Raw genomic sequence first — 19282 nt, 5'->3', positions numbered from 1 at the left:
CCAAGTGTTACAACGGCATCAATGCTCGTTGGCACTTGGGACACACTGCATGGATTGTCATTTGACAGTCGAGTAGGTGAAACCCCTCTTTCTGTGAAGTTTTTGCCCCAATTTTCAAAATTGAATCGTTTTTGAATTCAATAGTCGTGTTGCATCTCACACAAATTAAGTGATGGTGGTGATGGGGGTAAGGCTGGTTAATTTCATAATGCTTATGTCCTTCCCCTAGTTCTAGTTCCCTTAAAATTCCCATCCGTGCCATCAATTTCAAAGTCCGATAGATGGTTGACAGACTTATTCCTTCACCATCAGTCTCTAGCCGATGATAAAGATCCTCTGCACTGAGATGTTCGCCTTGCGGTAATTCTTGAAAAATGTGTAGAATTGTTTCGCGCTGGGGAGTCAAACGCCAACCCCGCTCGTTTAATTCTGCTTTGAGTGAAGTAGTTGTGTAGACAGTCATACTAAATTTTCTCAACAAAGCCTGTTAGTTGAGAATATAACAAATGTTTTGAGCAATTAGCAACAATCATGAACTATTGAGAATATTTATTAAATGCTCAAGAATATCGAGACAACCTAATTCATGATGATCCTCACCCCGAAGATATCTTCAGTACAGGATGAGGAAAACATTACTGTATTTAACTGCAAAAAATTTCTTATTAAGCCAAAAAGAGTATTTTGGCAAGTGGATAAAATCATGTCAAATTGGGATAGGTTTTAGTGCTTCCAATTCCCGAAACAGCCTATCTACAGGCATTTTCAAAAAGTAAAGATTGGCAGTATGCCAAATGGTTCAAGTATATATTGTTGCAAAACGTAATGTGGGAGTGGGGAAGATTTAGTTCGACTTCGCTCACCAACCAAAAGATGTGGTTCGACTTCTCCTGTCAAAGACGCTACGCGTAGCTTGCTATCGCGTACCCCTACGCGGTAGTTTAATCTCGACTTCGCTCGATTACCGCGTAGCCGAAACTCACCAACCGGGAGTAGGGGGAGAATAAATAATTACGAATTACGAATTAGTCGGTAGTCAGTGGTCATTTTTTAATTACCACTGACTACTGACCGAAAAGATGGGTACAAGCCCCGTGCTTCGTTTCCCGGTTTTTTGATAGACTAGAAGAATCCGCAACACAGGCAGAGGCTAGCACTTCGGTGGAGGAACCTGTCTCGCAACGGGCGGCAAATCCTGAGAAAGTTTTGGCTCCTAGGGAGCGCACGGAATTTTCTCTACTCATCGGCGGGGCACGTCGAGGTGAAGCTTGGTGAGGGTAAAGTCGATGGACTCCCCGGGATCCAAGAATCCCCGAACTTCAGGACGGGGAGTGTCAAAACTGGCATATGACTAACTCAAGGATTCTAGATAGTCACGGATCAGGTTGCGGCGCTTGGGTTGGCGGAGCTTTTGCAATGCTTTGGACTCGATTTGGCGTACTCGTTCCCGCGATAAGTCTAAAGCGCGTCCAATTTCTGCTAGCGAGTAAGGATGACCATCTGCCAAACCGAACCGCATGAGAATAACATCACGCTCGCGGCTGGTCAAATCTGCTAAAAGATTTTGTAAATCTTTTTGCAAAGATTCTCGCATTAACATTTCTTCTGGAGTGACGCTATCGGTTTCGAGTAATTCACCTAACTCAGTATCTTTGTCTTTTCCGACTTTGGTCTCTAAAGAAACAGAGCGAGGTACTCTTAACAAAACTTCCCTTACTTGGGTTGGTGTCATTTCCAACTCAACGGCTAGGTCATCTAGTGTAGGAGTACGACCTTTTTCTTGAGCAATCTTGCGCTGAGCTTTTTTGATTTTGTTCAGCTTTTCTGTAATATGAACAGGTAGGCGGATTGTGCGGCTAGAGGTGGCGATCGCTCTTGTAATCCCTTGACGAATCCACCAGTAAGCATAGGTACTGAAGCGATAACCTTTGGTTGGATCAAATTTTTCTACAGCACGCTCCAAACCTAATGTGCCTTCTTGGACTAGATCTAATAATTCCAAGCCACGATTTTGATATTTCTTAGCAACGGACACTACTAGGCGCAAATTCGCCTTGATCATGTGTTCTTTTGCTTGAAGTCCTTGAGTTTGAATTTGATCTAGTTCCTCTACAGTCATCTTGGCAATTTCAGCCCAACGACGCTTACCCTCTGACAAAGTTGGCTTGAGATCTGATAGTTTTATACCAGCAGTGGCAGCCCATCTTTCTAATGATGGACGATGACCTAATTCGGATGCTAAGCGTTCTTGAACTTCAATTAAACGGAGATAGGGCGAAATCACTTCATCCCCTTGCTTGGCGGCGTTAGCGAGTACTATCCGCATCCGCAAATAGCGTTGGACTTTTTGGGCTTCTGAAACCTCTTCATCTCGTCCTAACAACCTAACCCGGCCAATTTCCTGAAGATATAGACGCACGAGGTCTGTACTGCGACGGTTAGTGTTAGCACCGAAGTTAACAGGGTCAACAGAGGCCATCTCCAACTCTTGCAGATCAGCTACCGGCAACTCACTGTCATCAACCATGAGATCCGGGTCTAAGATCTGGCGGGACTTTTGGGTATTGAAGGCGGCATCTGCATAAAAAGATGTTGCTGGCATAATAATCGTCTCAATGGCTCCAGGTAACAATAGATTACGGTCAGCTAAGATTTACGGTCAGCTATTTAACTGTTGCTGCTATTGTTCCCGTGATTCAAGATGAACTAACACGGTTAAAGATTCCGTTACAGTTTTTCTAAAAATCAACTGTAATGGTTTTATTTAATACAGTCTTACTTAACTTAATTAACTGTTAAGTTTCTGATTGAACCAATAGCTATTCAAACCCATAACTAGGTTTTCAATTACGAACTACCTAGTAAAAATTTCAACTTTTACGGTTATTGCTTGTGATTTTTGTAACACTGTATAAACATATTCTAGTGAAAATTACATTTATATTTGGCATAGTCATACTTACATGCCTATGAAAGTAATTTCCTGACGATTTTTCAATTTCTTTCTACGGATTATTCGGTAATAAGTATAGCTAATGAATGATGAGGGAATAGGGGTACTAGGTAATAGAGAACTCGTACTGAGCGGAGTCGAAGTATGGGAAAAATTTTTCTTGCTTGTTGTAAAAATAGTTCAGAAATATTTTTTGGAGAACGAATACTGAAATTTTGAATTTTGAATTTTGAATACTCTTACTCTGGCTTGATATTTCGCAACATCAATTCATCAAGTGCTTGCTGGGGTGTGATTTCTCCTTGAATTAGATGATAAACTTGCTCGGTAATTGGCATGGCAATATGTTGTTTTTGGGCCACTTGCATTAAAACCTGACAAGTATTCACTCCTTCAGCGGTTCCTTGTAAATTGGCCAATATTTCTGTTAGTGTCTTGCCATCAGCTAATTGATAGCCGACTTGATAATTGCGGCTTAAGGAACTGTTGCAGGTTGCAAGTAAGTCTCCTAGACCTGATAAACCGTAAAATGTTTCTGTTTTCGCACCCCAGATATTACCAATGCGAACCATTTCTGTAAGTCCACGAGTAACTAAAGCGGCTTTAGCATTAGTGCCTAATCGTAAACCATCACATACACCAGATGCGATCGCAATTACATTTTTGACTGTTCCCCCTAATTCGACTCCTAAAGGATCGGTATTTGTATAGACCCGAAAACGATTAGAAGAAAACACTGTTTGAACTAATTCAGCGGCAGTAATATTATGGCTAGCAACTACTGTGGCAGCTGGTAATTCCTGTTGAATTTCTTGAGATAAATTTGGCCCAGAGAGGACAACTATTGGATGATGGGGAAATGTTTTTTGCCAAATTTGTGACGGTGTAGAGGTGGTTTGGGGATCTAAACCTTTAGTTGCGGTGACAAATATTGTTTCTGGGGACAGCTTCAAAGACTGAACTTGAGAGGCAACGTCTGCTACACCTTTCATAGAAATAGCAGACAGGATTATTTGGGAACCTTTTAATACTGCTTCTAAAGTTTCCGATCCCCGACGCCACCACACACACACCCTATGACCGTTCGCTGCTGCTAGAGATGCTAGCGCTGTACCCCAAGCACCTCCTCCCAAAATAGCTACGGATTGTGGATTAGTCATTGGTTATCGAAGAGGGGAATAGGGAATAGGGAATAGGGAATAGTTTTGTATTTGCTGTTCTTTTTTAATGGTCATTGATCATTGGTCATTCAAGTTATACCTTCGCGTCACCGTGTCCCCGCATCTTTGCGTTTTTGAAACTTAGAGGTGCATCAACTGATCTCAGCTGCGGGGGTAACGTTCTATCAATTCCCTAACTTGCTCTGCATGATATGAGCTTCTTGTCAAGGGCGAGGAGACAACTTGTAAAAATCCTAGTTCTTCGCCGAATGCTTTCCAGGCGGCAAATTGTTCTGGTGGGATAAATGCATCTACTTGTAAATGTTTTTGGCTGGGTTGGAGGTATTGCCCAATTGTCAAAATATCACAATCCACTACTCGCAAGTCTTGCATGACTTGACGGACTTCTGTGTCAGTTTCACCGAGTCCAACCATGATCCCGGATTTGGTGTATGCGGCAGGATTGATTTGACGGGATCGCAATAGTAATTCCATAGTGCGATCGTAGTTACCTTGGGGACGTACCCGACGATATAGGCGCGGAACTGTCTCGGTATTGTGGTTTAAGACTTCCGGTGCAGCTTGCAGAATTATTTCTAAAGCATTCCAATTGCCGCACAAATCAGGGATTAGCACCTCAATTGTGGTTTGAGGGGAAATGGTGCGAACTGCTTCGATACACCGCACGAATTGAGATGCACCACCGTCAGGTAAATCATCTCGATTGACGGAAGTGATGACTACATGATTGAGTTTTAGGCGGTGAACAGCCTCTGCTAATCGTGCAGGTTCGGTGGGGTCTAGTGGTTTGGGTTTTTTGTCAAAATCTATATCACAGTAAGGACAAGCACGCGTACAAGCCGGCCCCATAATCAAGAATGTGGCAGTGCCAGCGTTAAAGCATTCACCAATATTTGGACAGGATGCTTCCTCGCAAACCGTATTGAGGGATAAATCCCGCAAAATGTCTTTGACGTTACCGACGCGTTCCCATTGAGGTGCTTTTACCCGCAACCAGTCTGGTTTTAAAGTCACAGTCTACTTTTACTATTTCAAGTCTTGTCAGTTTAATGGTAGCAAGCAATTGGGAATGGGGAATTCAAACTATTTATCTCTCCGTACCAGGATTTTGATAAGTTAAGTACATGGTTTGAAACAATAGCAGTTAACGCAAAGAGGGGATTAAGTTGAGTCACTATCAAGATGCCATTGCCCCCCACGGTGGACAGTTGGTTAATCGCGTCGCCACAACTGAGCAAAAGGCAGAATTTCTCTCAAAAGCCGACTTTTTGCCGCGAGTGCAGCTTGATGAACGAGCTGTTTCTGATTTAGAAATGATTGCGATTGGTGGTTTTAGTCCACTCACGGGTTTTATGAACCAAGAAGACTACGATCGCGTAGTCACAGATATGCGATTGGCGAACGGTCTTGTGTGGTCGATTCCAATTACACTGTCGGTAGAGGCAGAAGTCGCTTCTCCCCTCAAAGAAGGCGGTTTGATTCGCTTGGATAATCCTCAAGGAAAATTTATCGGGGTTTTGCAACTGGCACAAAAATATCAATATGATAAAACCCGCGAGGCGATTAATGTCTACCGTACTGATGATGCAAAACATCCTGGTGTACAGGTAGTTTATAATCAAGGTTCTGTAAATCTTGCAGGAGATGTTTGGCTTTTAGAACGCGATTCCCATCCGCAATTTCCTACCTATCAAATCGATCCTGCTGCTTCACGCCAAATGTTTAGAGATCAGGGTTGGAAAACGATCGTTGGCTTCCAAACTCGCAACCCTATCCACCGCGCCCATGAATATATTCAAAAGTGCGCTTTAGAAACGGTTGATGGTCTATTTCTACATCCTTTGGTGGGGGCCACAAAAGAAGATGATATTCCGGCTGATGTGCGGATGCGCTGCTATGAAATTCTTTTAGAACACTACTACCCCCTAGACCGGGTAATTTTAGCAATTAATCCAGCAGCTATGCGTTATGCTGGCCCTCGTGAGGCAATTTTCCACGCTTTAGTTCGTAAAAACTACGGTTGTACTCACTTTATTGTGGGACGGGATCATGCTGGTGTTGGTGATTATTACGGCACTTACGATGCTCAGTACATTTTTGATGAATTTGCGCCTGATGAATTGGGTATTGTGCCAATGAAATTTGAACATGCTTTCTACTGTACGCGCACTAAACAGATGGCGACAACTAAAACAAGTCCCAGCAAGCCAGAGGAACGAATTCACTTATCGGGAACGAAGGTTAGAGAAATGCTCCGACGGGGGGAAATGCCTCCACCAGAGTTTTCTCGTCCTGAAGTGGCAGCAGAGTTGGCCCGGACAATGCGTGGTGTGCAAATATTGGTTTAGAAGAAATTGCTTGCTAGGGGATCAGGATGCAGAGAACCTGAAAATAAATAGGTTCGCTGAATTGAGATTTAATTTTTTAGATCTATAAATTAAGATTCAGCAGTTATAAAGCTACTCTTTGGGGCAAATGTGTTATCTTTTGCCTTGCACCCTAATGCCCATACCCCCTGATACTCTGCTTCAAAAGGGGTACGAGCAATAAGTAAATGCAACAGTATAAACTACAACTTTACACTAAAACTTCAGCCCTTTAAGCTTTGAGCAGATGGGCTGATAGCTAATTATGAAAAGGCGGACGTTTTTACAAAGGATTGGCTCGATACTTGCAATTTTGGGTGTGACTGAGGCTGAGTGGTTGACTCTGGGAAATCACTATTATCAAGCTCTAGCACAACCTAATCTGCGTAAGTTAGCATTATTGATTGGCATCAATCAATATCAGAAAATTCCATCTCTTAGTGGTTGTCTGACTGATGTAGAACTGCAAAGAGAATTGTTAATGTATCGGTTTGGCTTTCAAGGCTCAGATATCTTGACTTTAACTGAGGAACAAGCGAGTCGAGAATTTATTGAGGCAGCTTTTTTGGATCATTTCGGGAAGCAAGCCAAACCTGGTGATGTCGTCTTCTTTCACTTTAGCGGCTATGGCACCCGTATCAAGTTAGAAATGTTATCAGAAGCACAAAATGCTCTGGTGCCAGCAAGTGAAAATCAAGTTGCACAAGATGAGAAGATAGTCAACTATTTATTAGAAGAAACCTTGTTGTTGCTTTTGCGATCGCTACCTACAGACAAGGTAATAGCTGTGTTGGATACTAGTTACAATGCTCCAACTACAGTCCAGCCAACAGGGCTGCGAATTCGCGCGCGGCAAGAGTTAGAAGCAGCACAGCTAGCAGCACAAGAACTGGAATTTCTCAAGCAACTCAAAACTCAAGACTCAAAATTCAATCCCCTAATCCTAACAGCTACCTCAGAACCAAAGCAGTTAGCCAGGGAAGCATTGCTTTCTGGCTTGAGTGCGGGATTATTTACCTATGCTTTGACACAGTATTTGTGGGAAACTACTCCAGCTACAACAATTCAAGTGGTGCTTTCCCATGTGAGCAGTTCTTTGCACAAGTTAGGTAGCAAACAGCAACCAGGGTTATTGAGCAATCAAAAAAACTTACGGCAGCTGGAGATGTTAAATGTTGCATCTGTGCTTGGACAACCCAACAATGGCGCAGAAGGAACTGTCACAGCAATTGAAGAGGATGGTAAAACGGTGCATTTGTGGTTAGGAGGATTACCTACACAAGTGCTGGAATACTACGGGGTTAATTCTCGATTTGCTTTAGTAACAGCAGAGGGGTTAGCACAAGAAACATCTTTACAGGTGCGATCGCGTGCTGGGTTAACGGCAAAAGCTCAAGTTATTAGCGTTGATGGTAAAATCCCTCTAGAAGTTGGACAACTCGTTCAAGAAACTGTCAGGGTTTTACCTCGGAATATTGGTTTAGTAGTCGCTTTAGATAATCAACTCGAAAGAATTGAACGGGTAGATGCTACCAGTGCTTTTGCTACCATTGCTCATGTGTCTGGTGTAGTAGCAGGAGAACAACCAGCTGATTATATTTTTGGTAAATTACAGCAAACTCCTAGTCGCTATGGTCTATTTTCTCTTGATGGTGAGCTAATTTCCAACACTAGTGGGGAAATTGGGGAAGCGGTGAAATTAGCAGTACAGCGGTTAACACCGAAATTCCAAACTCTTCTGGCAGCTAAGTTGTGGCGACTTACAGAAAATGAAGGTTCTTCTCGCTTGGCAGTCCAAGCAACTTTAGAGATTTTTGGCGTATCACCTCGGATAGTTATGCAACGCGAAACAGTGAGGACTTTGAGTGCGGAAACTTCAATGAGCAAATCACTCAAAACTCAGCATTCAGAATCTACTGCTGTTGTGCCTATTGGCAGTCGGATGCAGTATCGAGTGCAAAACCAAAGCGATCGCCCAGTATATTTAATGTTACTGGGATTAAAGAATAATAAGACAGGTGTCGCTTTCTACCCTTGGACAACTCTACAGGAAACGAACATTTCCGATACTAAACAGTTGCTTACACAAGTCGTTATTCCCCCTGGTGAGACTCTCACTTTACCGCAAACTACTACCGCGTCTGAATGGGTAGTTTCTGGGCCAGCTTTCTTTTGCGAACATCAACTCATTCTCTGTACTCATCCCTTTGATGAAACTCTCGCGGCCTTATATGCTGCCAAAAATCCGACAACTGATCAACAGCCAATTGGTTCATTGTTGAATTCCTTGGAAGTAGCACAAGCCTTGCTGCAAGATTTACATAACGCCGCCACCACAGTTAAAGCAGAAATTAACGGTACAGCTGCTGACTCTTATGTGTTAGATGTGAATAATTGGGCAAGTTTTAGCTTTAACTTTCAAGTTATGTAATATCTTCGCTTGAAGACTGATCGTTAGAGCTGATGCAAAGAAATTTGGTTCTTTAGTACCTTAAGATTGATACAGATACAGTCGGAAATCTTGCAGATTTGTAATTTATCAAAAAGTTTATTGACAATCTGGTTGTGATCACAACTCTTGAAGAGAAGAAGTGAAGCTTTGAATATTTTCGAGCGTAACTACAGATTCGCCACCAACATAAGTTCGGGAAGCTTCAGCATTATTTTGACCGACATTTACCATAAATCTAATACTAAATTCTCCTTCATGAGGCGATCGCACTTCTCCTGATAAGGCTTGCACCTGAAAACCAAGATCACAAGTGAGAAAAGTATAAGACTCCCTATTAGGGTTCTCTTGTAACTGAGCAATATGTTCCTCAAAATAAGTTACAAGGCGTTTTAAATCTGTAATACTAATCAAAGCTGGTTGAGACTTTACCGCCACAAAAGCAAGATTTGGATCGAGTTGAAATTTAACAATTAAATCCATATATTGTTTTGTTGTTTCTAAGCTTTTCAAGTTAAATATAATCTTGTAACCTTCAGTTACTAGCAAGCATTTACTACTAGTTGTTACTGGAGTATGGATGTTTGTATTCATAAAGCGACAATGATTTTCTTAACTATATATTTGGGTTAAAACCATAGTTCCTCTCCAAGTTTTTTACAAATATTTTTGCAATAATAGACCCAACTTCTGTTTCGCCGCTGCTGGCGCTTTATCCAACTGAGTCAAAATTGCATACTTTAAAGCAGAATGTGCATCGCTAGGTGGTGGATTTTCACTCAAACGCCGCACAGTTTCTTGAATCACTTTTTGAGCATTGACTGCATTACGCTGCAAATTACCAATTATCATTTCTACCGTGACACTATCGTGGTCTGGATGCCAACAATCGTAATCTGTTACCAATGCTAAGGTTGCATAGGCGATTTCTGCTTCTCTGGCTAACTTGGCCTCTGGTAAGTTTGTCATGCCAATTACGGTTGCACCCCAGCTACGGTAAAGATGCGATTCTGCTTTAGTCGAAAATGCTGGGCCTTCCATGCACACATATGTACCGCCGCGATGAAGAGTGACTTCTGGTAAATTAAGACAAGCGATCGCATCTGCCAACACTCCAGCTAGATTCTGACAAATCGGATCGCCAAAGGCAATGTGAGCCACAATTCCGTCTCCGAAAAATGTCGAAACCCGATTTTTCGTTCTGTCAATAAATTGATCTGGTACCACCATATCCAGTGGTTTAGCTTCTGCTTTCAAGGAACCAACAGCACTGGCTGAAATTAAATACTCTACACCCAGTTGTTTCATTGCATAGATGTTGGCGCGAAATGGCAACTCGGAGGGTAATAAGGTATGATTACGACCGTGACGAGCTAAAAAGGCTACTCTATTTTGCCCTAGTGTTCCCAGAATCAAAGCATCAGATGGTGAGCCGAAAGGAGTCTGAACTTGTATTTCTTCTACATCCTGGAGCGCATCCATCTTGTAAAGACCGCTACCACTAATAATCCCAATTTTAGCTTGATTCATGATGATGAAATTGTTCTTTGCTGAACCTCAAGTTATTTTACCGAAAAGAGGCATAGCAAAAAAGCCATAAATGAGTAATGAGTATTTTTTTATGCTTCGGTAGAGCCTCTCTATTTCTTCCTCTGTTCCCTATTAAGAGTTCCCCATCACCTGTAGTTTTGAGCTTGAGTTTCAAATAAGTATGCATAAGTACCACCTAGCTGCATGAGTTCTTCGTGAGTACCATTTTCAACAATACTGCCATTTGCCATCACGTAAATGCGATCGGCCATTTTTACTGTAGACAAACGGTGGCTAATGAGGATCGCAGTTTGATTTTTAATCAGTTGGCGGAACTGTTCAAACACTTCATATTCGGCTTTGGGATCCATGGCGCTACTGGGTTCATCTAAAACAATCACTTGCGAATTACGCAGAAATGCTCGCGCCAATGCTACTTTTTGCCACTGACCAATACTCAGTTCTTCACCTTCATCAAATAATTTACCCAAAATTGTGTCATAACCTTGGGGCAATTTAGTGATCACATCATCAGCACCAGAACGCCGCGCAGCATCAATAATACTATCTTGTTGTGGTGGTAGGTCTATATTGCCTAACCAAATATTTTCCTGTGCCGTAAAGTGGTACTTGGCATAGTCTTGAAAAATCACGCTGATTTCACGGCGCAATTCTGCGATTTTATACTGGCTGAGGTCAATGCCATCGATAGTGATACTACCCTCTGTTGGATCATACAGACGACACAAAAGTTTAATTAAGGTGGTTTTTCCAGAACCGTTTTCCCCCACAAGCGCCACTACTTCCCCTGGTCGAATTGTCAAGTTGATGTTTTTCAGTGCCTGACGAGTAGTGGTAGTGTACTGAAAATTTACTTGGTTGAAAACGATACCTGTTTTCATTGGTTGGGGAATTGGCTGAGGATTTACAGGTTCCACCAATTTAGGTTTCAGGTCAAGAAATTCATAAAGGTTAGCCAAAAATAGATTATCTTCATAAAGATTAGATAAACTAACTAACAGACCTCTAATATCGTTCTGTCCTCGTTGCAATGCTTGATGATAAAGGACTAAATCACCCAAGCGCAGGACTCCTTGGATGGCTTGATAAATGATGTAAGCATAGACAGCAAAAATAAACATACTTGCTACTGCTTCTGCCCCAAAATTAGCCGCAGAACGTTTAATGAGAATGACTATCCTTTCCTTATATATCTGCCGCCGGATACGAAGATACCATTGACTAAAGTAGTCGCCTAAATTAAATAAGCGAATTTCTTTGGCGAATTGGTCTGATGTCAGCATCCAACCGAGATACATTGCTTGCCGTTCTGACTGTGTTTTTTTCCGTTGCCAGCGATACATGATGCGACTGTATTTTAACCGTACCACCAGAGCTGGAAGCGCTGCCACAAATAAGATGCCAATAATTCCCCAATGAAGTGATAGCAACAGTCCCACCATTGCTACTAGGGAAATACTATTTTGACCAACCTGTGCTAACCGATTTAAAATTTCTGGTGGTCGGTAGGGAGCTTCATGTTGCGCTCGTTGCAAGGCATCGTAATATTTAGAATTCTCGTAGTATTCTAAATCGGCTGCAATTGATTTGGTGTTAATAATCCCTTGCATGTAATCAGTTACCTGCTGGGAATGTGCAGTAACGACTAGTTCGCTCAAGGAGTTGCAAATACTACTGACTAAGGTAACTGCACCAGCCAGGACAACCCAGAGGATGACATTGCCAAAGCCAACTGTTTTATCTGCAACGCTAAGGTTGGCAACTACTGTATCTATGACTAGTTTGGTGAGATAAATTGATACTACTGGTAGGATGCCTTGAATGACTAATAATATTATGCGGGCGATCGTCCAACCAGGACTACTTTGCCATACTAAGCGTAAAGCAGGTACAAGATGTAGGGTTTGTTGAATTGTTTGTTTAATGGTTTTGCCTGCTCGCATAGGGTGGAAGTGGGTAGTAGGGAGCTTGTACTGAGCAAAGTCTTACCCTGCGGGGATCTTGCTACGCGTTAGCGTCTTTGAAAAAGAAGTATGGGGAGTGGGGAAGAAGGCTTTTCGATAGGATTCCTAATCTATAATGTTGCGGGTTGAGTCTGGCTTGCTAAATCGGTTTCTACTAAACTTGCTACATCAGGCAATAAGTCTAGAGAGCGGGGGCGTTCTAAATTATAAAGAGGTAGACTTTTGGCTAAGTTTGTGCATTGATGTAAGTGCAAAGGGGCCTTGGCACTTTGAATAAACTTTTTACCAATTAACATGGGGATGTAGGAATTGGCAATTAGCTGGGTTACTGCTTCTGTCGGTTGGAGAGGTTTGATTTGTACGGTTGAACCTACAGAAAGTACGTAGATCCGCTTGAGGGTCAATGATGATTGTAAAAAATTATCAACTGTGGGGCGATCGCGTTTTTCAACTTCTGGGTGAATCTTTCTCAAGCTTTGTGGATCATCACCCAAAGCGGCTGTAGCTGCATCTGGCCAAAGCTTGATTCGGGGAAATCCTGGAAGCAATACAGGTTCAGCGATACTGTCAACATTCACAGCAGCTACATCATCCGCTATCAGTTTGTGACCCCGCCCATAGAGGGTGGCTGCCATGGTAGACTTACCTTGTCCTGAGCGCCCCAAAAAGACAACCGCGTTACCATCAACGGCAACAGCGCTACCATGCAACACTAAAAACTGTCGCTGGTGCAGCAGCATTCCTAAAACTGCTCCTAATAAAGGCAAACGCATAACGCTTTCTTCAACATTAGGCAACGGATCAATAATAATTTCTTTACCAGAACGCACTAGAAATTTACCCACTACTTCCCAATATAAATACGCTGATTCGCCATCAAGATGAAAGTAATTCCATGATGGGGTAGGTGTGGGTAAAGACCAATTTATTTCTCCATAGCGAATAACTATGTCTGCTTCTATCTGTGTTGAACTTTGCAGTTCTGGTAGAGGTAATACTGAGCAAATATCTAAACCGTAAGCCTGATAAAAATACATCTTAATGAACTCCATTTAGGGTGTATGGCAGGGAACACTAGCAATCCTATCTAAATTTGTGAAACGAATGATTTAGGATTGGTATAGATGCAAAAATGTTTATTATACGTTAGTAAATACCTCTGTTTAGAGATTAGCTAAACAGAGGTAGTTAAAGAACAAAATTTAACAGTTAGAGTTAAGTTATTTAGAATATCTAAGCTTTAACTTAGATATCCTAATCTACGCTGATGCGCTACCTTAAACTCAGATTAGGAGAAAGTCAGTTCACCTCTAGGAGTTCCTGTTGGGAAATCTTTGTCTAGGTTTTCGCCATCACTATGGCCTTTGGTTAGAACTTCAACTTCGCCATAGACATTGAGTTTGGGTTGAGCATAAGGCTTTTTATTGGAATTCATGGTTTTGTGCTTTGCTGTTTGTTGATTTTTTGTTGATTGAAGCTCTAGTCAGTTCTGAGACTAAAAAGTACCAGAGAAAGTTAGGTTACTTTTGGGAGTACCTGTTGGAAAATCCTTATCTAGGTCTGCGCCATCACTATTGCCTTGGGTTAAGACTTCGACTTCACCATAAATGGTGAGTTTGGGTTGGGTGTAGGGCTTTTTATGGTTATTCATGGTTTTTCTGTGCTAGTTGTTGCTTGATAAATTACATAGGTAATCATCGAATAAAGGAACTCTTAATAGGGAACTCTTAACAGTTTTTCTCTGCACTTATTCCCTATTCAAGAGTAAAAGGGACTGGGTGTAAAATCGAGAAATTGTGGTAGGGGCTTTTACCCACTACCAAATTTTAAAAAACTTTTCCCAGTCGCCGCGACCAGTTGATGAAACTAAAAAGTTCCAGAGAAAGTCAAATCGCCTTTGGGGGTTCCGATAGGAAAATCTTTATCTAAAGATTCGCCCTTACCGACACCTTTGGTTAGGACTTCGACTTCACCGTAAACAGTGAGTTGGGGCTGAGTATAAGACTTTTTATTAAAAGTCATGGTTTCCTCCTTTGCTGCTTGTTGATGATTGATTTTTAACTTTGGCTCTATTTAGAACCTAAATGACAGCTGAGTGTGAAATCACACGATTTAGATGACTAAACTCGCTGTGCTGTTGGGTGTAATTGAGAAAAAACAGCCAACAGGACAATGATCTAATATGTCAAATAAAGCCTTTTAACAAGATGAAGATGTTGCCAGTTCACCGGGGCGATCGCGTGCAGTATACTGCAACCATAAAGATAAAGAAATCACCAACCAAATTGCGATCGCATCCTTGCCGGTGGTTTTTGACAAGACAAATCGTTGATAAATCTCTTTAAAAGCGATGATATCTACATATTCTGCAAGGATTTTTACATCATGAGCCATTAAATTGTCCAAACGCTCTTGCTCAAAAGACAATAAACCGTGGACAAGATTTGGAGAAAAATCTGCTTTGCCCCGCCGCCACTGCACTTCTTTTGGTAAAATATTAGCCATTGCCCGACGCATCACAACGCGGTTCCATCCCATGCTGAGCTTTTGCTCAGCAGGCAAAGAGAGACAGAATTCCACCAACCGCCTGTCCCAAAAGGGATAGCGTTGCTCAATTCCAAAGGCAGCAGTAGTTTTATCGAGGGTCTCCGCTGCAAATGACGTTAAACCTTGAGTAGCAATGTTGCGATAATGCCGTTCTCTTTCATCTTGACCAAAGTGACTTTGGATTTGTTGCCAAGCTTGACGGCGCTTCTCTAAACCGATACGCTCGACAAACTCAGGATTTAATATGGCGCTCCAAGCAGGACGGCTAGGAGATTGGGGATTTTGATCACGCTTGGAGTGAGTAAGTGATTTCCAACTCTGTTGTAATCTTTTTAAGACTGGATATTTAGCAATTGTGGGTTTAATTCCATAGTGTTTAACATAACTCCACAACCAGCTTTTAGAATCCACATCGAATGTTTTGGCTAATTCTCTGATTTCTGTGGTCAAACTTAGCCAGCGGCCTGCTTTTGCTAATTCGCTTAAGTAACCGTAACCATCCGACACGACATTATCGCCATCAAAACCATCAAAAACGACACGAACACCTTGCTGTTTAATTGCTCCATATAACGCCCAACCCATAGACCAGTTAGGTGCATAAAAGGCTTCATCCTGATGCCAAAACATCTGCTCTAGGTTCTGCAACGGACTCAGTTGATCTCCATTGACATAATGCGGTTCTAGTCCACCTTGAGCTATGACTGCTCTGATGTATTGACGTTCGTCACATTCTGCCAATTGATCAAAGATTGCTGAGAAGGTGTGTAAGCGTTGCCCTCCATTTTCTGCGAGTAATTTCCTGGCCATACAAGTAATTGAGGATGAATCTAGTCCACCACTCAACTGTGAGCCTATGGGGAAGGCACTACGCAGGCGACACTGTACTGCCTGACTAAAAATTTCGCGAAAGGCTTCAGCATATTCTTGGTCTGAGCTTAGATGTAATTCTTTGTGGGGGTCAACAGACCAATATGATTGTAATTTTACACCTTTAGCACTCACAGTCATGGTGTGAGCGGGAGGTAATCGCAAGATGTGTTGGTAAGAGGTGATATCTGTTTCGTGAAACATAGAGGTGAGATAGTCGCCTATTCTCACTTCATTGATTTGGCGAGGGACATCTGGTAAGCAAAAGATCGCTTTCATCTCGCTGGCAAAAACAAAAATGCGTGGAGATGAGTAGTAGTAGAAAGGTTTAATACCAAAATGGTCTCTGGCACAAAATAAAGTTTGCTGGCGCTGATCCCAAATCGCAAAGGCAAAGTCACCTAATAAATGCTCCACACACTGCTCACCCCATTTTTCGTAAGCGGCTAGTACCAACTGGCTATCAGGTATTTGCTTTGATGGATAGTTGCTTAAGCGCAATGCACAGATGAGTTGCTCGCGATTATCTAAGCGTATATCTGCTGTAATGGCTAAATTATTAGTTTGATTGACAACAGGTAGCTTTTCTAGTAAAGATTCGGGAGTAGTCCACAACATCTGATGACCCAAGCCGACACTCCCGGAGTACCATACATCGGAGCCATCAGGCCCCCGATGGCTAAGAATGTTGACCATACGCCAAAGTTGTTTATGGTCAATTGGTTGGCCGTTGAGGTGGTAGATACCATTGATCCCGCTCATAGTCTGTTACCCGGAAGATATGGCAGTCGAGTAAAGCGTCCAAGGTCTGTCAGATCACCAACTATAATCTGGCCTTGACTTTCAACCCATGCATGAGCTTCTAGTTTTCCTTTGTCTGTCTTAGCAACTCCAATACAGAGTTCTGGTGAATAACTGCGCCGACTCATCAATACTTGGCAAGTCAAGGCGCGGGCCAGACACATAGCACCACTAGGTATGTAACGAGTGCTGACGTTAACAGCCCAGATAATTTTGCTGAGGGAGGTTTGGTCTAGTTTAGGGTTCGGTTGATTAAAGTTAGCAATTACTTGTCTAAGAGTTTGAAATGGTAACAACCACAATCCTAATTTGACTAACCCCAACAACATAAAAGTATTGATCAAAAGGTGGCGATCGCTGTTATTTAGGTGCAGCAATTTAAGCAGCGGCTTCATCTTTGATCTCGATCAATCCTTTGGTTGCTAATTCTTCAAGTAATACCAAAATGTCAGCTTCACAGGCTTTAGCATCAACGTCATATTCGTTCAACAGAGCATCTCGAATTTCTGCCACGGTTTTCGGAGTTTGAATTAGATTCCAAATGCTCGCTCCTACTTGATTTAAACCATAGTAAACCCCTGATTTGATATCAAGGATTACTGCTTCTCCTTGCAGTTCAGAGAAAATCTGGTCTTGACTTGCTACTACCCTGGAATAGTCAAATATAAATTTTACAGACATTTTCAGTAAAATTTTGTACGCATTTTTCTTTAAGCTAAGGTTAATCTATAACATTTTCTAAAACTTACTGCCATACTCAGATAAATCTTTATTAATTGTTTTAAATTATCCCGGATTTTATAAAGTCTCTGTGAAGTAAGTCAGACAAATAACGAGCTTTTTACCAAAAAATCTTGCATAAATCTCTGATTAAGGCAGATTTGTAAATTTTTTACTAAAAATAATCTCAGTGGTATTCTCAGTATTTCTATTAGCAAGGTTGTACAAGATGCTATCCTGATGAACAAGCCGCACCTGTCGATATAGCTAACTGATGGCGAACTCTAGCAATTACGGCGCTATTGGGAATGTCAGGGATAGAAAAAAGATATTACCAAAATCGGTTTGATAAATGAGATATCCTCAAATTCAATTTAGCGATCGCAAATCTGAAATTAACCTTCACCAACTCCAAGATCTGTTAAATGTTTCAGCTTTCTGGGCTAAAGGACGCAGTATCAAAGATTTAAGCATAGCTATTGCCAATAGCGACCCAGTGTTTTCTGTCTGGGATGGAGAGCGGCTAATTGGCTTTGCCAGAGCAACCTCCGATGTCATCTATCGCGCCGCGATTTGGGATGTTGTGATTCATCCAGAGTACCGTAGCAATGGGCTAGGAAGCAATTTAGTAGAAACAGTTTTAAATCATCCCCGCTTGAAGTGTGTTGAGCGTGTGTACCTCATGACCACTCATCAGCAAGAATTCTACGAAAAGATTGGTTTCCAGCCCAATACTACCACTACGATGGTGCTATACAATCGAGCTAATCTTAATTCCCTTCCTCTTGAAAAAATTCAATTTCAGGAATCACCAGGGGGATAGAAATTTGTAATCTAGTAAGCTGCTGATTTGATTCTTTAGTAGTTGGTGAAGAAAGAATTTCTAGCTTTCCTCCCATTACTTCCATGAGAGTTTGATTAAGTAATAACTTCATTCCTGGGGAAAGTGTTTGATGAGTCTGAGCAGTTTGCAGAGGTTTATCTGTAATTTTGAGTAGATCAATATATTCACTTAAAGGCACAGCATGAGTTGGCACATCTAGCCAAATGTGAGCCAAATTACTCATAGACACCACACTACTAGAAATAGATATATTTCCTTCCTGTGTGTGAGTAATGGTACTGTCTACTAAATTGATTAATACTTGGCAAAGCCACCGCCGATCAGCCAAAACATAAATTTCTGGATCTGCGGGTAACATCTGCAAAGGAAAATTGCGGTTTGCCGCCAGCATATAAGTTAAGTTATAAACCTCTTCTAAAACTTGAGCTAATGGTATCGGTTGAATATCTAATTTGTTAGTTCCATGTTCTGTTCTGGCAACGCTGAGAATTTCATCCAGCAACTTGAGCAACTTTAGCGTTCGTTCGTGAGCTTGGGCAATAAATTCTCGTTCTTCAGCGGGATTTTCACACAAATCCGACAAAATTAACTGATGCAGGCCTATTAGACCATTAAGAGGCGATCGCAATTCATGAGTAGTTCGCGCTAAAAACCCTGCCTTAAACTGGCTCATTTCCCTAGCCATTTCATATGCCAGCTGCGTTTGCTGCAACTGCTGTGATTGATCTGATGACTCCACCGAGGACGAGTTTGATGAAGCGTTTGAGAAGCGCGTAAATAACCCACGAAAACCTATTCCCAGCGCTAACCCTGCTCCTAGATATATCCAGTTGCTCCAATTCATATTTTAGCAATTATTAACTTATTATTAATCACAACAATCTCGAATTAAGTTCCAGATTTTTACAGAACTGGGGATTGGGGAAGAGGACGCGGGGACGGCTCTTATGGGTAGGTTTTTTAGATTTCGCGTTTTGGTTGACGCGCTTACGCGGTGAGACAGCGAGTAAAGGAGGGTTTCCCTCCGCAGGCGACT

18 protein-coding genes are annotated in these 19282 nt (G+C 41.9%); 3 read left to right on the top strand and 15 right to left on the bottom strand.

Annotated features, from left to right (window positions below; translation table 11 throughout):
* Positions 1-7: 7 nt before the first annotated feature.
* The 4 genes from AC5JMF_RS14545 to lipA all read right to left on the bottom strand — a co-directional run bounded on the left by AC5JMF_RS14545 (position 8) and on the right by lipA (position 5148).
* Positions 8-463, bottom strand: a complete 456-nt coding sequence (locus tag AC5JMF_RS14545) for a Fur family transcriptional regulator (protein ID WP_495796437.1) — start codon at positions 461-463, stop codon at positions 8-10.
* A gap of 888 nt (positions 464-1351) precedes the next feature.
* Positions 1352-2602, bottom strand: coding sequence for an RNA polymerase sigma factor SigC (gene sigC, locus AC5JMF_RS14540; protein ID WP_495796436.1), 1251 nt, complete (start codon positions 2600-2602; stop codon positions 1352-1354).
* Between the two features lie 590 nt (positions 2603-3192).
* Positions 3193-4113 carry an NAD(P)H-dependent glycerol-3-phosphate dehydrogenase gene (locus AC5JMF_RS14535; protein WP_495796435.1) on the bottom strand — a complete coding sequence of 307 codons (921 nt, stop codon included), beginning with the start codon at positions 4111-4113 and terminating at the stop codon, positions 3193-3195.
* Positions 4114-4275: 162 nt separating this feature from the next.
* Positions 4276-5148: a lipoyl synthase gene (lipA, locus tag AC5JMF_RS14530; RefSeq protein ID WP_495796434.1), complete on the bottom strand. Its 873-nt coding sequence runs from the start codon at positions 5146-5148 to the stop codon at positions 4276-4278.
* Positions 5149-5300: 152 nt separating this feature from the next.
* Between lipA and sat the strand changes: the two genes are divergently transcribed.
* Both sat and AC5JMF_RS14520 read left to right on the top strand, forming a co-directional pair.
* Positions 5301-6482, top strand: coding sequence for a sulfate adenylyltransferase (gene sat / locus AC5JMF_RS14525; RefSeq protein ID WP_495796433.1), 1182 nt, complete (start codon positions 5301-5303; stop codon positions 6480-6482).
* 283 nt (positions 6483-6765) lie between these two features.
* Positions 6766-8931 (top strand): caspase family protein, encoded by a 2166-nt coding sequence (locus tag AC5JMF_RS14520; protein WP_495796432.1) that lies wholly within the window; start codon positions 6766-6768, stop codon positions 8929-8931.
* Positions 8932-9069: 138 nt separating this feature from the next.
* On the opposite strand, the gene AC5JMF_RS14515 is transcribed toward AC5JMF_RS14520, so the two are convergent.
* From AC5JMF_RS14515 to AC5JMF_RS14470, 10 genes are all read right to left on the bottom strand, one after another.
* Positions 9070-9543 (bottom strand): hypothetical protein, encoded by a 474-nt coding sequence (locus tag AC5JMF_RS14515; protein WP_495796431.1) that lies wholly within the window; start codon positions 9541-9543, stop codon positions 9070-9072.
* A 63-nt stretch (positions 9544-9606) separates the two neighbouring features.
* Entirely contained in the window at positions 9607-10479 is an 873-nt protein-coding gene (locus AC5JMF_RS14510; RefSeq protein WP_495796430.1) for an S-methyl-5'-thioadenosine phosphorylase, read from the bottom strand.
* Positions 10480-10625: 146 nt separating this feature from the next.
* Positions 10626-12443 carry an ABC transporter ATP-binding protein gene (locus AC5JMF_RS14505; RefSeq protein WP_495796429.1) on the bottom strand — a complete coding sequence of 606 codons (1818 nt, stop codon included), beginning with the start codon at positions 12441-12443 and terminating at the stop codon, positions 10626-10628.
* Positions 12444-12574: 131 nt separating this feature from the next.
* The gene (locus tag AC5JMF_RS14500) at positions 12575-13501 is read right to left on the bottom strand and encodes an HPr kinase/phosphorylase (protein WP_495796428.1); all 927 of its coding nucleotides are present in this window, start codon (positions 13499-13501) and stop codon (positions 12575-12577) included.
* Positions 13502-13752: 251 nt separating this feature from the next.
* Positions 13753-13899 carry a hypothetical protein gene (locus AC5JMF_RS14495; protein ID WP_495796427.1) on the bottom strand — a complete coding sequence of 49 codons (147 nt, stop codon included), beginning with the start codon at positions 13897-13899 and terminating at the stop codon, positions 13753-13755.
* Positions 13900-13959: 60 nt separating this feature from the next.
* Positions 13960-14115, bottom strand: coding sequence for a hypothetical protein (locus tag AC5JMF_RS14490; RefSeq protein ID WP_495796426.1), 156 nt, complete (start codon positions 14113-14115; stop codon positions 13960-13962).
* A gap of 215 nt (positions 14116-14330) precedes the next feature.
* Complete coding sequence (locus tag AC5JMF_RS14485; RefSeq protein WP_495796425.1) at positions 14331-14486, bottom strand: hypothetical protein; 156 nt, start codon at positions 14484-14486, stop codon at positions 14331-14333.
* Between the two features lie 177 nt (positions 14487-14663).
* Positions 14664-16643, bottom strand: a complete 1980-nt coding sequence (locus tag AC5JMF_RS14480; protein ID WP_495796424.1) for a lasso peptide isopeptide bond-forming cyclase — start codon at positions 16641-16643, stop codon at positions 14664-14666.
* Entirely contained in the window at positions 16640-17077 is a 438-nt protein-coding gene (locus AC5JMF_RS14475) for a lasso peptide biosynthesis B2 protein (RefSeq protein ID WP_495796423.1), read from the bottom strand. The genes AC5JMF_RS14480 and AC5JMF_RS14475 overlap by 4 nt, the downstream gene beginning before the upstream one ends.
* Entirely contained in the window at positions 17061-17363 is a 303-nt protein-coding gene (locus tag AC5JMF_RS14470; RefSeq protein WP_495796422.1) for a lasso peptide biosynthesis PqqD family chaperone, read from the bottom strand. Before AC5JMF_RS14470 ends, AC5JMF_RS14475 begins: the two co-directional genes overlap by 17 nt.
* A 391-nt stretch (positions 17364-17754) precedes the next feature.
* Between AC5JMF_RS14470 and AC5JMF_RS14465 the strand changes: the two genes are divergently transcribed.
* The gene (locus AC5JMF_RS14465; RefSeq protein ID WP_495796421.1) at positions 17755-18225 is read left to right on the top strand and encodes a GNAT family N-acetyltransferase; all 471 of its coding nucleotides are present in this window, start codon (positions 17755-17757) and stop codon (positions 18223-18225) included.
* Here the strand turns inward: AC5JMF_RS14465 and AC5JMF_RS14460 are convergent.
* Positions 18173-19090: a sensor histidine kinase gene (locus tag AC5JMF_RS14460; protein WP_495796420.1), complete on the bottom strand. Its 918-nt coding sequence runs from the start codon at positions 19088-19090 to the stop codon at positions 18173-18175. The genes AC5JMF_RS14465 and AC5JMF_RS14460 overlap by 53 nt on opposite strands.
* Positions 19091-19282 lie beyond the last annotated feature (192 nt).

This window comes from Desmonostoc vinosum, assembly GCF_059505385.1.
This window is presented reverse-complemented; position numbering and strand designations above follow the sequence as displayed.

What these genes read in the sequence shown, in the direction of transcription:
- AC5JMF_RS14515 (WP_495796431.1), bottom strand. Translation starts at nt 9,543, where the DNA reads ATGAATACAAACATCCATACTCCAGTAACAACTAGTAGTAAATGCTTG.
- AC5JMF_RS14490 (WP_495796426.1), bottom strand. Translation starts at nt 14,115, where the DNA reads ATGAATAACCATAAAAAGCCCTACACCCAACCCAAACTCACCATTTAT.
- sigC (WP_495796436.1), bottom strand. Translation starts at nt 2,602, where the DNA reads ATGCCAGCAACATCTTTTTATGCAGATGCCGCCTTCAATACCCAAAAG.
- AC5JMF_RS14480 (WP_495796424.1), bottom strand. Translation starts at nt 16,643, where the DNA reads ATGAGCGGGATCAATGGTATCTACCACCTCAACGGCCAACCAATTGAC.
- AC5JMF_RS14505 (WP_495796429.1), bottom strand. Translation starts at nt 12,443, where the DNA reads ATGCGAGCAGGCAAAACCATTAAACAAACAATTCAACAAACCCTACAT.
- AC5JMF_RS14465 (WP_495796421.1), top strand. Translation starts at nt 17,755, where the DNA reads ATGAGATATCCTCAAATTCAATTTAGCGATCGCAAATCTGAAATTAAC.
- AC5JMF_RS14460 (WP_495796420.1), bottom strand. Translation starts at nt 19,090, where the DNA reads ATGAATTGGAGCAACTGGATATATCTAGGAGCAGGGTTAGCGCTGGGA.
- AC5JMF_RS14485 (WP_495796425.1), bottom strand. Translation starts at nt 14,486, where the DNA reads ATGACTTTTAATAAAAAGTCTTATACTCAGCCCCAACTCACTGTTTAC.
- AC5JMF_RS14500 (WP_495796428.1), bottom strand. Translation starts at nt 13,501, where the DNA reads ATGTATTTTTATCAGGCTTACGGTTTAGATATTTGCTCAGTATTACCT.
- AC5JMF_RS14520 (WP_495796432.1), top strand. Translation starts at nt 6,766, where the DNA reads ATGAAAAGGCGGACGTTTTTACAAAGGATTGGCTCGATACTTGCAATT.
- AC5JMF_RS14495 (WP_495796427.1), bottom strand. Translation starts at nt 13,899, where the DNA reads ATGAATTCCAATAAAAAGCCTTATGCTCAACCCAAACTCAATGTCTAT.
- AC5JMF_RS14510 (WP_495796430.1), bottom strand. Translation starts at nt 10,479, where the DNA reads ATGAATCAAGCTAAAATTGGGATTATTAGTGGTAGCGGTCTTTACAAG.
- AC5JMF_RS14535 (WP_495796435.1), bottom strand. Translation starts at nt 4,113, where the DNA reads ATGACTAATCCACAATCCGTAGCTATTTTGGGAGGAGGTGCTTGGGGT.
- AC5JMF_RS14475 (WP_495796423.1), bottom strand. Translation starts at nt 17,077, where the DNA reads ATGAAGCCGCTGCTTAAATTGCTGCACCTAAATAACAGCGATCGCCAC.
- AC5JMF_RS14470 (WP_495796422.1), bottom strand. Translation starts at nt 17,363, where the DNA reads ATGTCTGTAAAATTTATATTTGACTATTCCAGGGTAGTAGCAAGTCAA.
- AC5JMF_RS14545 (WP_495796437.1), bottom strand. Translation starts at nt 463, where the DNA reads ATGACTGTCTACACAACTACTTCACTCAAAGCAGAATTAAACGAGCGG.